12 protein-coding genes are annotated in these 12,077 nt (G+C 42.5%); 6 read left to right on the forward strand and 6 right to left on the reverse strand.

The genetic code is table 11. The features are described 5' to 3' along the window. Positions 1-16: 16 nt before the first annotated feature. Positions 17-715 carry a phosphate signaling complex protein PhoU gene (gene phoU / locus MED222_RS03885; RefSeq protein WP_009848270.1) on the forward strand — a complete coding sequence of 233 codons (699 nt, stop codon included), beginning with the start codon at positions 17-19 and terminating at the stop codon, positions 713-715. 9 nt (positions 716-724) lie between these two features. Here phoU and MED222_RS03880 read toward each other — a convergent pair whose 3' ends face one another. Then, the gene (locus tag MED222_RS03880) at positions 725-1,216 is read right to left on the reverse strand and encodes a hypothetical protein (protein WP_032555329.1); all 492 of its coding nucleotides are present in this window, start codon (positions 1,214-1,216) and stop codon (positions 725-727) included. A gap of 383 nt (positions 1,217-1,599) precedes the next feature. On the opposite strand from MED222_RS03880, the gene MED222_RS03875 reads away from it, so the two are divergent. Continuing rightward, positions 1,600-2,295, forward strand: coding sequence for a hypothetical protein (locus tag MED222_RS03875; RefSeq protein ID WP_009848272.1), 696 nt, complete (start codon positions 1,600-1,602; stop codon positions 2,293-2,295). Positions 2,296-2,322: 27 nt separating this feature from the next. On the opposite strand, the gene MED222_RS03870 is transcribed toward MED222_RS03875, so the two are convergent. From MED222_RS03870 to MED222_RS03860, 3 genes are all read right to left on the reverse strand, one after another. Further along, positions 2,323-3,252 carry a LysR family transcriptional regulator gene (locus MED222_RS03870; RefSeq protein WP_009848273.1) on the reverse strand — a complete coding sequence of 310 codons (930 nt, stop codon included), beginning with the start codon at positions 3,250-3,252 and terminating at the stop codon, positions 2,323-2,325. Between the two features lie 99 nt (positions 3,253-3,351). Then, on the reverse strand, positions 3,352-4,095 hold the full coding sequence (locus tag MED222_RS03865; protein ID WP_009848274.1) for a copper homeostasis protein CutC: 744 nt from the start codon (positions 4,093-4,095) through the stop codon (positions 3,352-3,354). A 317-nt stretch (positions 4,096-4,412) separates the two neighbouring features. Beyond that, complete coding sequence (locus tag MED222_RS03860) at positions 4,413-5,021, reverse strand: peroxiredoxin C (RefSeq protein ID WP_009848275.1); 609 nt, start codon at positions 5,019-5,021, stop codon at positions 4,413-4,415. Between the two features lie 209 nt (positions 5,022-5,230). On the opposite strand from MED222_RS03860, the gene MED222_RS03855 reads away from it, so the two are divergent. Then, the gene (locus MED222_RS03855; protein WP_009848276.1) at positions 5,231-6,136 is read left to right on the forward strand and encodes a hydrogen peroxide-inducible genes activator; all 906 of its coding nucleotides are present in this window, start codon (positions 5,231-5,233) and stop codon (positions 6,134-6,136) included. A gap of 126 nt (positions 6,137-6,262) precedes the next feature. Here the strand turns inward: MED222_RS03855 and MED222_RS03850 are convergent, their stop codons facing one another. Beyond that, positions 6,263-8,203 carry a HAMP domain-containing methyl-accepting chemotaxis protein gene (locus tag MED222_RS03850; RefSeq protein WP_009848277.1) on the reverse strand — a complete coding sequence of 647 codons (1,941 nt, stop codon included), beginning with the start codon at positions 8,201-8,203 and terminating at the stop codon, positions 6,263-6,265. Between the two features lie 270 nt (positions 8,204-8,473). Continuing rightward, complete coding sequence (locus MED222_RS03845) at positions 8,474-8,917, reverse strand: CBS domain-containing protein (RefSeq protein WP_009848278.1); 444 nt, start codon at positions 8,915-8,917, stop codon at positions 8,474-8,476. Between the two features lie 335 nt (positions 8,918-9,252). Here MED222_RS03845 and queA point away from each other — a divergent pair, with 335 nt between their 5' ends. The 3 genes from queA (at position 9,253) to yajC (ending at position 12,076) form a co-directional block, all read left to right on the forward strand. Further along, on the forward strand, positions 9,253-10,305 hold the full coding sequence (gene queA, locus MED222_RS03840) for a tRNA preQ1(34) S-adenosylmethionine ribosyltransferase-isomerase QueA (protein WP_009848279.1): 1,053 nt from the start codon (positions 9,253-9,255) through the stop codon (positions 10,303-10,305). Positions 10,306-10,499: 194 nt separating this feature from the next. Further along, positions 10,500-11,636: a tRNA guanosine(34) transglycosylase Tgt gene (gene tgt, locus MED222_RS03835; RefSeq protein ID WP_009848280.1), complete on the forward strand. Its 1,137-nt coding sequence runs from the start codon at positions 10,500-10,502 to the stop codon at positions 11,634-11,636. A gap of 110 nt (positions 11,637-11,746) precedes the next feature. Beyond that, positions 11,747-12,076, forward strand: a complete 330-nt coding sequence (gene yajC / locus MED222_RS03830; protein ID WP_009848281.1) for a preprotein translocase subunit YajC — start codon at positions 11,747-11,749, stop codon at positions 12,074-12,076. Position 12,077 lies beyond the last annotated feature (1 nt).

Consider the following 12,077-nt stretch of genomic DNA (forward strand, 5'->3'; position numbering starts at 1 on the left):
CTTTCAAGGAGCAAGTATGCATTTCGGTCGCCACATTTCAGGGCAATTCAATGTCGAGTTAGAATCGATCCGTACTCATGTATTGACCATGGGCGGGTTAGTGGAGCAGCAACTCTCGTTTGCAATGCAGGCGCTCCATAAAGACGATGTTGAATTGGCCAAAAAAGTAATTCGTGACGACCATAAAGTGAATGCGATGGAAGTTTCAATCGATGAAGCATGTACTCGTATTATCGCGAAACGTCAGCCGACTGCCAAAGATCTGCGTTTGATTATGGCGATCATCAAAACCATTACTGATCTAGAACGTATTGGCGATGTGGCCTCTAAAATCGCACAGGGTGCGATTGAGATCCCTTCGACCAAAGAACAAAAATTTCACGTCTCGTTAGAACCATTGTGTCGTCAGGCTATCACTATGCTGCATCAAGTATTAGATGCTTTTGCTCGTATGGATGTAGATGCGGCAGCAGAAGTACATAAACTTGACGATAAGCTGGATGCGGAATATGAAGCTGTGATTCGTCAGTTGATGACGTACATGATGGAGGATCCTAAGAACATCCCCAATATCCTGCAAGTGATGTGGTCAGCTCGTGCGATTGAGCGAGTGGGAGATCGTTGCCAAAATATCTGTGAATACATTATCTACTTTGTGAAAGGTAAAGATGTACGCCACCTTGGTGATCAAAGCCTAGATGACGCACTGAAGTAGGTATTAACTTTAGAACCGAATAATTGCACCAAGGTTAAGGTTGATTGTTGTGTCGTAAGGCACAAAGGTCTTATTGTGATCAAAAATATTCATATCAACACCAGCACGTAGCCCAAGTATTGGTGTTGCTTGGTAAACGTAGGCTCCACCAAGACTTAATCCATGTGCTGTCTTCTCTTCAATTTCGCCGTTACGCGTTTTTGTTCCGTCATAACTCGCTACACCAATCTCCGCCTGAAAGCCGTGATTCTGGTTGCTTCCAAACATATTTTGAATACCAATGCGGTACGCATCGACAGTTTCATCGTATCGGTCGCTGTCATACCAAAGCTGAGAATAGCTCAGATAAACCACACCTAGATTTGCCACATCAGTAATACCTGCTTGTATTCCAAAACCATGATAAGAACCAATCTTTAGTTCAGGAGATAAGTGAAGACCATTTGAAAGTGCAGAGGTTGAGAATAAAGCTGAAGCTAAAAGAAGTGTTTTAAATTTCATGGTACCACCGAAGTAATTTTGCGCTCTCCTTAGCATTAGGTCGATCCATGCGTGAATCCAGTGAAATCACTGGCTAACGGTGATCATTATATGGGCTTTGAAAGAGCAGGCTAATTCGCATTGATTATCTCTGTGATAATGCTTGCTTATCAGCAGGAGTAATCATTACACGTGATCTTTGGGTCTTACGTAGCCTTACAAAACGAGCGTGATAGAAGTGTCTAAACATAAGCTGATGTTCTCTAATGTATTTGTTTAAGGCACATGAGAAAAATAACGATAGTATCGATATAGCTCATTGATGCTCGCTATATTCTTACTTATCTTTAATTTATTCTTCTACTGAATTTTTCCCTTACATTTATTTTTAGGTAGATATCAGTATGAAGAAGTTTCTTTTCGTTGTGACTCCTCTTTTCGCGTTAACTGCGTGCGGCAGCGTTGCCATCATGGACAAATCAGATGCGGTTAATCAGCAGCCAGAACTCATGGTTAAAACTGATGGTGATTTTTGGGGGTTAGGACAAGAAGGGACGTTTGATATTGCAGGTATGTACCAAGGTAAATATAGCCGAGATTCATCAGGTTCAACATGGTTTGAGACTGTTTCATTCAAAGAGGGTGAGCTGGCTGCTGAAATCACTAGAGTCGATAATGGCCAAGTGTGGAACTTAGTCTGTTCTGGCGGTGGCACTTCAGTTAACTACATGGGTGTTGATTTTGGTGGCAATAAACCTTACCGCTGTTCTGTATCTCAAAGCAATGAGAATATAGGAGAGTTCGTTTTAGAGCCTCAATCTGGGATGATCAGTGTTAGCTTAGAAAAGAAAGAAGCTGGCTATATCCGAGTTGGGGCGAATAAATATGACGTAGAAACTGTCCATTCAAGTAAAGACCTTTTAATGTCGGTAGAAAAACCACTAGGGTATAGCTTTAAAAAAGCTTCTAAAGAAATAGCGGCTGCACAGACAAATGGAATGATAACGCTACAGATGTTACCTGAACTTAATGAAGCGGAAAAAGACACATTAGTTATCGGTACCATCGCTAGCGCACTGAGCTGGCGTCCGGAAGAGTAAAATACAATATATAACTTTTAATCGAACTTACTTTTGTACTTGTTCTGATAAAACTTGCTCTATGAGTTTTGAAAGCCAGTTTGTTAAAGGTGAGTTTCGATTTTTAATGTGTATATAACTATAGACCGGAGTTTTCAGCGTTTTTCCGTCGACTGAGACATCTATCCCGCGTAATGTCGGATAGTTTTCTACTGGGAAAAGGTTGGAATGGGGCATGTACATATCAGTATGTTGAATGACATCGATTAGAGCCATGACCAATTCGCTGCGAAAACCGATACGATGCTCGATGGAAAGGTCGGTTAGAATCTGAGACGCTAAGCTAAAATTGTCATTCCAACCTGGCGTTACTAAAGATGCGATTTCGTACCCTGCCATGTCATATGGAGTCACGGTGTTTTGCTTTAAAGGGTGATCTTTCCTAACAAATATACGTCCTGTTAATTCAATGAGCTGCCTTGTATAGACTTCTTTACTTGTCTTTTCCCCTAAGTAGCTTACTCCCATCAAAACCTCATCTTTTTGTATATCTGAGACAGACGAGTTTGACCATGGAACAAGCTTTAGTTTAGCGTTTGGTGCTTGCGCTTTTATATCTTTAAAAAGTGAGCCAGACAGACAAGAAAGCACCACTGGAGATAGGGCTATTTTCAACGTGTAATCGATCTCTTTCGGATCAAAAGTGTTTGATGTATTAACCGCGATAGATAGACCGTCCATGAACGGTTTTATTTGATTGGTGAGCTGCTCTGAAAATGCCGTAGGTTGTAAGCCTCCATGAACCTTTACGAAAAGGTCATCGTTGAAGTGGTGTCTTAGCTTTTGTAGGGCTTGGCTAACCGCTGGCTGAGAAACGAATAAACGTTCCGCAGCCTTTCTGGTGTTTTTTTCTTGATAAACAATAAGAAATGTTCGTAACAGGTTTAAATCAAGAGAGCTGAATAAGTCTTTAGCCATATCTGTCCATGAAAATTTTCTGTGCTATTAACTCTAATATACGCCAGTCCGCTAGATTCGTCAGCGTGGTTCTCTGGATTTGTGTTAGTGACGATTACCCTAAGCGGTGAGGGCAGCTCTCACATTGGATATCTTATTCGCATTAGTTACTGGTATCTGATAATCATCAACATCATTACTGCCCATTTGAGCGCTTGAATTGCTTTCCATTAGGCTGGGTCTTGTCGATTTACCTGAAAGGTGAAGTGCAGGTACTTGGGTGGAGCTTTGAATCATTTTGGCATTCGTTGCGTTGACGCCTGCACCAGCCATTATATCGATTCTGCCATCGGCTTGTTTGACCATATCTGCGAGCACATTGATGCCTTGCTCTGCATTAATAGCAAGCCCTGACGTCAGGATTCTTTCACATCCAAGCTCAATAATCTGCTCTAACGCTACTTTATAATCCTGAAGCTGGTCGATTGCACGGTGGAAGGTGATTGCTAGTTTGAGTTGGTGAGCCTTGCTTGAGAGAATTTGCATTGCAGACATATCAATCTCACCATCAGGTGTTAGTACACCCAGAACGACGCCATTCAACCCTGCTCTCGCACAAGCTTCAATATCTTCCAGCATACAGAGTATATCGTCATAATCGAATATGAAGTCACCTTGTCTCGGTCGTATCATGGCATAAACTGGTACGGACGAAATTTTTGCCGCTTGCTTCATCATTCCGAAGCTTGGAGTTAACCCGCCAAGTGCTAATGAAGAGCAAAGCTCAATTCGATTCGCGCCACCAGATAGTGCGTTATATAGAGATTCTAAGTTATCGATACAGACTTCAATTTCGGTGTTCATCGTATTTATCCGTTCAAAAAGATACGGACGAAATCATAACAACCTAGATACGGATATGAATAGGTGGTAGCAGAGGAAAATAGGGGTAAAGTTTGTTCTTGTAACTGCCTCTATTAAATGTTGCAGAGGCGGTTTGGGTAGATAATTGTCGTCGGAGAGAGATGAAAAAAGCCCGAAGCGTTAACTTCGGGCTTTTAATAGGACTTTACTTCTTAACTGATTGGCGGTGCGCTTTGCGCTATTAGCTTATGCTTTATTTCTCTTTATAGAGAGTCTTCCAACCATTAACCCGCGTTGAGTTCGGGCTTAAGAGGTAATTACTTGCTTAGGTCGTCAGCGTGCTCAGATAGGAATGCAGCAACACCTTGTGGAGATGCGTCCATACCTGATTTACCTTCTTCCCATTGTGCAGGACATACTTCACCGTTCTTCTCGTGGAAGTTTAGTGCGTCTACCATGCGTAGCATTTCGTCGATGTTACGACCTAGTGGAAGATCGTTAACTACTTGGTGACGTACAAGGCCGTCTGCGTCGATTAGGAAAGAACCACGGAAAGCAACGCCTGCTTCTGGGTGCTCAACATCGTATGCTTTGCAGATTTCGTGCTTAACGTCAGCAATTAGAGGGTATTTAACTTGACCGATACCGCCGTCAGCGATAGCAGTGTTACGCCATGCGTTGTGAGAGAATTGAGAATCGATAGAAACACCGATTACTTCAACGCCTTTAGCTTGGAAATCTTCTAGACGGTTGTCGAAAGCGATTAGCTCTGAAGGACAAACGAAAGTGAAGTCTAGTGGGTAGAAGAAAACTACCGCTTTCTTACCTTTAGTGAATTCTGCGAAGTTGAAGTTATCAACGATCTCACCGTTACCTAGAACAGCTGCTGCAGTAAAGTCAGGGGCTTGACGACCTACTAGTACCATTTGGAATCTCCTAAAAAATTAGTTGGCCCAACACATCTTTGTTTGGGCTCCGTTTCTACGGGACAAACTATAGTACAATCGGTACTATAGAAAAAAGCGAATTAAATAGATTAAGTTAATCGAAAAAAGCGATAAGCTTATTCTTTGTCCGTTCCTTAGGTCAAATGACCTTCACTTAAGTTATCCTACTCATATTTCAAAGTAATTTCATGAATAAATGGCCAAGTCTTAAGCAACTTCACTATCTTGTTACTCTTCACGAAACTCGCCACTTTAGCGACGCTGCGGATCGCTGCTTCGTGAGTCAATCGACACTAAGTAAAGGCATTCAAAACCTGGAAGAACTCATTGGTTGTCCTCTCTATGAGAAGAAAGATAAAAAGAGCCCATTGGTTTTCACTCAAGCGGGTGAGCTGGTGGTTAAGCATGGTCGAGAGTTACTGGCGAAAGGGCAAGACTTGGTTGAGCTCGGAAATCTATGTAATGGAGACGCGATGCAAGGGCAGTTGCGAGTAGGGTGTATTCCTACTATTGCTCCATTCCTATTGTGCGATTTGGTACAAGAAGCGAACCAACGTTTTCCACAGTTGAACTTGTTGTTACGGGAAGACACGACAACTAACCTATTGGCTGCGTTGCGTCATGGTGAGTTGGATGTACTGATTCTGGCTTTGCCTGTCGATATCGACAACATGGAGAGCAAAGTTGTTGGGCAAGACCCTTTCAGAATGGTAATCAGCCGCAATCAAGCCGATGGTATTCGTGTTCCGATTAAATATGATGACCTGCCAGACGAATCTGTATTCTTGTTGGAGAACGAGCACTGCTTAACCGAGCACGCGGTATCAGCTTGTAAGCTAACCGACAAAGAGAAGATAAACCCGTTCACCGCCACAAGCCTACATACGTTGGTACAAATGGTGGCAAATGGTTTAGGAACCACCTTTATTCCACAAATGGCGATCGATCATGGTTTGTTGCAAAATCAGAATTTAGTGGTGATTGACCCTCCCGGTCAACAAGCTTATCGCGATATAGGCCTTGTATGGCGACCAAGCTCGTCACGTCTTGAAACCTTTCATCAGTTAGCTGATGTAGTCTCAGAATTGCTTTAAAAAACTAGAAAGTAAAATTCAAAAGAAAAAGAGCAGCTATTTGGCTGCTCTTTTTGTTTGTTTATTTGAGAAGAAAAACAAACAAATAGTGGCGTTAGAAGCTTATTTATCTATTTTACTATAACGTTAGATTTTGAAAAAACTCAGCAAGTCTTTTTGCTTAACAGCTAATGAAGAGAGTTCTTCACTTGCCTGTTTGCTCTGCTCAATTCCTGAAACATTTTGATGAACAATATCAAAGGTCAGAGAAACATTTTGTGAAATATCTTGTGTTACGCCAGATTGTTCTTCAGACGCTGTGGCTACTTGTGTGTTCATATCAGATATTAGTTGTACTGAGTCAGTGATAGAAGCGAATGCAGCACGAAGCTGTTCGCTATACTGTCTAGATTCTTCTGCTAACGAAAGATTGGATTGCATAAATTGGTTCGCATCTTTCGCTTGAGCCTGAAGGCGAGATATTATTTCTTGAATATCGACCGTTGATTGTTGTGTTTTAGCGGCAAGAGAACGAACTTCATCTGCTACCACCGCAAAGCCTCGGCCTTGCTCTCCCGCTCGAGCGGCTTCAATGGCTGCATTTAACGCAAGTAAGTTAGTTTGCTCAGAAATTGAATTGATCACTTCAATAACACTACCGATCTCTACCGAGTACTCTTGCAATTGATTAACGATGTTTGATGTTTCTTCGATCGAGTCTTCAACTTTTCGAGATATATCATCTGATGCATCGAGGGAAACACTGCCATCTTTGACATTTGTCGTTGCCCCAGTTGCAGCGCTCTCTGCGCTAGCTGCATTCTGGCTAACCTCACTCGCAGTACTAGAAAGTTCATTGATGGCTGTCGCGATTTGTTCCATTTGACTCAGTTCTTGTTGAGCATTTCCTTCTGTTTGGCTCATTACCGCGGTTAGCTCAACGGAGGCTGCTGAAACATTGTCTGAAATCTGGTGGAAACCATCGATTATTCGACGTAGTTCTTGGCGCATTTCTAAAATGTTTGCGTATATACCGGTCTCTTTACCCGTAATTGGAATCTGCTTTGAAAGATCACCAGCGGCGACTTCGGCAACAATTGCTTGGATGTCACTTGGCTCTCCTCCAACGACTTTCCATACACTGCGGTAAATCGAAACGGCAATGCTAAGAGAAGCGGCGACAACGAGAATTGAAAGAACGCCAAGCACAAATTGCGCGTTAGAGAATCGCTCGACCATATTAGGCCCGACAGAGTCTTGCTCTGACTTTGTTGATAGCTTTATCTCTTCAATTGTTTTTGCTGCATTAACACCAGCAAGATCAAGAGTCCCTGAAATGATGCCATTTCGCGTGTTTATAGTGTCAACGATCTTTGAAAATGTGTTGCGGTAAATTTTGAAGGCACTAGTGAAATCGTTTAAGTAGTTGATTTGTTCCATCGACATGAGTTGAGATTCGATTGTTTCTGCAAGTAGTGCGGCAGAGGCAAACTCTTTTTCAGCACGCTGAGCATCTTCTGTTTTATTGCTCGTCAGAAATTTAGAAGCGTACAATCTTGATAGCAATACATGCTGCTGAAGCTGTCCTGAACTGACAGCAACTTCTAAATCTTCTTCAGCTGAAGCCTGGGTCATTAGGTTAGTCACTGCCTCACGCATATTGACTCCTGATGGGTCTAAGGCCTCTTGAACTAGGTTGTTTCGAGTATTAACAAGTTGAACAACCTTGTTAAAGCCTTGGCTATATTGATCAAGCTGCTTCTTTATCGTTAGGAATTCATTTTTGTGTAGATCGTCAAGATGAGAGTCTAATATTTCATCTATCAATTGATTTGATGCGGTGATACGTCTATTCAGTTCAGAAGCATGTGACGGAATAGGGTTTTTAATATATTTAAGTGCAGATAAACGAGCTTCCAGTATATTGGCTTGGATTCGACCTGTTGAGACACTTGTTATTGCAAGAGAGCGGTAGGTGTTAAACCCATCACTCGATTGATAAAAGCGTAATGAAGCAACGACTGAAATAACCAAAATTAGCGCGAGAATCACGCCAAAACCTAAGGACAGCAATTTCTTTAAACTCATAAATATCATTCCTAGTAAGGCAGCTTGTTTTTATTCTTAACAAATTCTTACATGATTCTAACGATAAATATATCAATAAATAGTATGTATCCACTATATTTTGATGCCTAAGAATGATGGGTAAAGTAGGTTGTTGATATTGTTGTTTTTTGTAACTTTTCTCTCGGCTTTTCATAAAAATAGATGAGATTTTAGACGTGTCAGAATTTAGATATGTTAAGAGCCTCAGGTTCAAAGGCTCTAAGGATTATCGTGAGTAATACAAACGGACTAACTTTCGACCTCTTCCGGTTCCGCTTCTTCTTGTAGCTCTAGCAGGTTAATGGCTATCGTAACGAAATCGCTGTCTGTAATGATGCCCACGAGTTCGTGGTTCTCTACGACAGGTAAACAGCCCACTTTGTGTTTCTGCATATAAACAGCAGACTCTTTTAGTCCTGCGCGCGGCTCTACAGACATAACACTCTTGTGCATGATGTCATTGAGTGGTGTTGCAAGAGTATAGGATTGAGCTTGTGGGATGTTTTGTAGGCTAGATTCTTGAGCGGCAAGAACGTCTCGCTGTGTGACGACGCCAAGTAGTTGTCTGTCGGCATCAACAACCGGAATATGGCGGATATCAAGCGCTTCCATCATGTGCTTTGCATCGGCCAGTGAGTGTGAGCGCAATAGGGTATGAGGGTTGCGAGTCATCATATCTTCAACCTTGATCATACGGACCTCCTTCTTTTTTATTTGTTGCTATTACTATAGTTTTTTATCCAAAAAATAACTGAGATCTAACGCATTTTTGGGTGAGTTTCATGCAACTAATTTTGTTTTTTTTATGAGGGCGAATGGTCGTATTATTTTACGACTCTTTACAATAATCCAATGCTGTAAACCTTGCTATTGCGGCTCGTGTGCCTATACTAGCCCACTGCGAAATTTTTAGTCATGTTTACGATGTGTTTCTGGTAACGATTTACTTACCGAAACGATTGTTCGGCAACTTCGACTTATTATTCGTCAACGGCATAAATATCATCAACTAAGACAAGACTCGACACATGCAAGTTTCAGATTTTCACTTTGACCTACCAGATGAACTCATTGCTCGCTACCCTCAAGAGGAGCGCACAGCAAGCCGCCTACTTAAATTAGATGGCAATAATGGCAACCTAGCTGATGGTTCGTTTAAAGACGTTTTAGACTTGGTTGAGCCAGGTGATCTTGTTATTTTTAATAACACTCGCGTGATTCCTGCTCGTGTATTCGGTCGCAAGGCATCAGGCGGTAAGCTTGAAGTGTTGGTTGAACGTATGCTGGATGAGAAAAGCATTCTTGCGCATGTTCGTTGTTCTAAATCACCGAAACCGGGTACCAAATTGTTCCTTGGTGAGAACGATGAGTATGAAGCTGAAATGGTGGCACGTCATGATGCGTTATTTGAAATCCATTTCACATCCGATCAAAGCGTTTTAGAGATTCTTAACAGTGTTGGTCACATGCCACTGCCTCCTTACATCGATCGTCCAGATGAAGACGCCGATAAAGAGCGCTACCAAACTGTCTATAATGAAAAGCCGGGTGCAGTTGCTGCGCCAACAGCAGGCCTTCACTTTGATGACAAGCTAATGGCTGACATGAAAGAAAAAGGTGTTGAGTTTGCTTACGTGACGCTTCACGTTGGTGCTGGTACGTTCCAGCCAGTAAAAGTCGATAATATCAATGACCACCACATGCATGCTGAGTACGTTGAAGTACCGCAAGAAGTGGTAGATGCCGTTGCAGCTGCAAAAGCTCGCGGCGGACGCATCATTGCCGTTGGTACAACCTCTGTGCGTTCACTAGAAAGTGCGGCTCAAGATGCAGTGAAAAATGGCACTGAGTTAGTTCCTTTCTTTGGTGACACAGAAATCTTCATCTTCCCAGGTTATGAATATCAGCTGGTGGATTGCTTAATTACCAACTTCCACTTACCAGAATCAACGCTGATTATGTTGGTGAGTGCATTTGCTGGCTACGACAATGTGATGGGTGCATACGATCACGCAGTGAAGAGCGAATACCGTTTCTTCAGCTACGGTGATGCGATGTTCATCAATAAGAAAACGAGCTAATTTTAGCTGGTTATAAACGATATAAGCAGAATTTACGGGTGCTAGCAGTAGGCTAGGAGTCGGGCAGGGTGTCTGTCTAATCTCTCGCAAGGAATACGCGACCGCTCCTCATAGAACCCACTAGACTGAACTTTTGTTCGGCCTAAGGTTCTGAATTAACAGTCAGATTGTTTCTCTGGCATATTGGAGGCTTCGTGAAATTAAAATACGAACTTAAAAAAACTAATAGCGGCGCACGTCGTGGTCAACTTCAGTTTGAACGCGGTACCGTTGAAACCCCAGCATTCATGCCTGTAGGTACTTACGGTACGGTTAAGGGCATGACACCTGAAGAAGTAAAAGACACAGGTGCTGAAATCCTATTAGGTAATACATTCCACCTATGGCTACGTCCTGGTCAAGAAATCATGAAACTGCACGGTGATTTGCACGATTTCATGAACTGGAAAGGTCCTATCTTGACTGATTCAGGTGGCTTCCAAGTATTCAGCCTAGGCGCAACGCGTAAAATCACTGAAGAAGGTGTTCATTTCCGTAACCCTGTAAACGGTGACAAGATCTTCATGGACGCTGAGAAGTCGATGGAAATCCAAAAGGATCTAGGCTCAGACATCGTAATGATCTTTGACGAATGTACGCCTTACCCTGCGACGCATAAAGAAGCTAAAGACTCGATGGAGATGTCTCTTCGTTGGGCTCAGCGTTCTCGCGATCACTTTGATAAGCAAGAAAACCCGAACTCATTGTTCGGTATTGTACAAGGTGGCGTATACGAAGACCTTCGTGATGTATCCGTTAAAGGCCTAACAGAAATTGGCTTTGACGGTTATGCAGTAGGTGGTCTAGCAGTAGGTGAACCAAAAGAAGATATGCACCGCATTCTTGAGCACACATGTCCTCAACTGCCTGAAGATAAGCCTCGTTACCTAATGGGTGTAGGCAAACCTGAAGACTTGGTTGAAGGTGTTCGTCGCGGTATTGATATGTTTGACTGTGTTATGCCAACGCGAAATGCACGTAATGGCCACCTGTTTGTAACGGAAGGTGTGATCAAGATCCGTAATGCGAAGCATAAAACCGATACAACACCACTAGATTCAGATTGTGACTGTTACACTTGTAAGAACTACAGCAAGTCGTACTTACACCATTTGGATCGTTGTAACGAAATCCTAGGTGCTCGACTGAACACGATTCACAACCTGCGTTTCTACCAACGAGTAATGTCAGACATTCGTCAGTCTATCGATGAAGATCGCTTTGAAGAGTTCGTTGCAGAGTTCTACGCAAGAATGGGGCGTGAAGTGCCACCACTAGGTAAAGAATCTTAGTATTTCTTTTTTGCGAGCCCTATCTCTCTTCCGAGTGATGGGGCTTGAAAATAAAGGGATACGACCCAATTAGACAAACAATTACGAAAATATAATAGAGGATGTTTTAAATGTTTATTTCTCAAGCTCACGCAGCAGCAGAAGGTGCACCAGCAGGCGGCGGTTTCGAAATGCTTATCATGCTAGGTATGTTCGCTGTGATCTTCTACTTCATGATCTACCGTCCACAAGCTAAGCGTGTTAAAGAGCACAAGAGCCTTATGTCTTCTATGGGCAAAGGCGATGAAGTTCTTACAAGCGGCGGCCTAATCGGCAAGATCACTAAGATTGCTGAAGACAGCGACTACGTTGCTATCGAACTGAACGCAAACAACGAAGTCGTTATCAAGAAAGACTTCGTTACAGCAGTGCTACCAAAAGGTACTCTGAAATCACTATAAA

The sequence above is a fragment of the Vibrio sp. MED222 genome, from assembly GCF_000153005.1.
Lineage (GTDB): Bacteria > Pseudomonadota > Gammaproteobacteria > Enterobacterales > Vibrionaceae > Vibrio > Vibrio tasmaniensis_A.

Coding starts and splice junctions, on each gene's coding strand:
- MED222_RS03875 (WP_009848272.1), top strand. CDS start 1,600: ATGAAGAAGTTTCTTTTCGTTGTGACTCCTCTTTTCGCGTTAACTGCG.
- phoU (WP_009848270.1), top strand. CDS start 17: ATGCATTTCGGTCGCCACATTTCAGGGCAATTCAATGTCGAGTTAGAA.
- MED222_RS03855 (WP_009848276.1), top strand. CDS start 5,231: ATGAATAAATGGCCAAGTCTTAAGCAACTTCACTATCTTGTTACTCTT.
- MED222_RS03880 (WP_032555329.1), bottom strand. CDS start 1,216: ATGAAATTTAAAACACTTCTTTTAGCTTCAGCTTTATTCTCAACCTCT.
- MED222_RS03860 (WP_009848275.1), bottom strand. CDS start 5,021: ATGGTACTAGTAGGTCGTCAAGCCCCTGACTTTACTGCAGCAGCTGTT.
- MED222_RS03865 (WP_009848274.1), bottom strand. CDS start 4,095: ATGAACACCGAAATTGAAGTCTGTATCGATAACTTAGAATCTCTATAT.
- MED222_RS03845 (WP_009848278.1), bottom strand. CDS start 8,917: ATGATCAAGGTTGAAGATATGATGACTCGCAACCCTCATACCCTATTG.
- MED222_RS03870 (WP_009848273.1), bottom strand. CDS start 3,252: ATGGCTAAAGACTTATTCAGCTCTCTTGATTTAAACCTGTTACGAACA.
- yajC (WP_009848281.1), top strand. CDS start 11,747: ATGTTTATTTCTCAAGCTCACGCAGCAGCAGAAGGTGCACCAGCAGGC.
- MED222_RS03850 (WP_009848277.1), bottom strand. CDS start 8,203: ATGAGTTTAAAGAAATTGCTGTCCTTAGGTTTTGGCGTGATTCTCGCG.
- queA (WP_009848279.1), top strand. CDS start 9,253: ATGCAAGTTTCAGATTTTCACTTTGACCTACCAGATGAACTCATTGCT.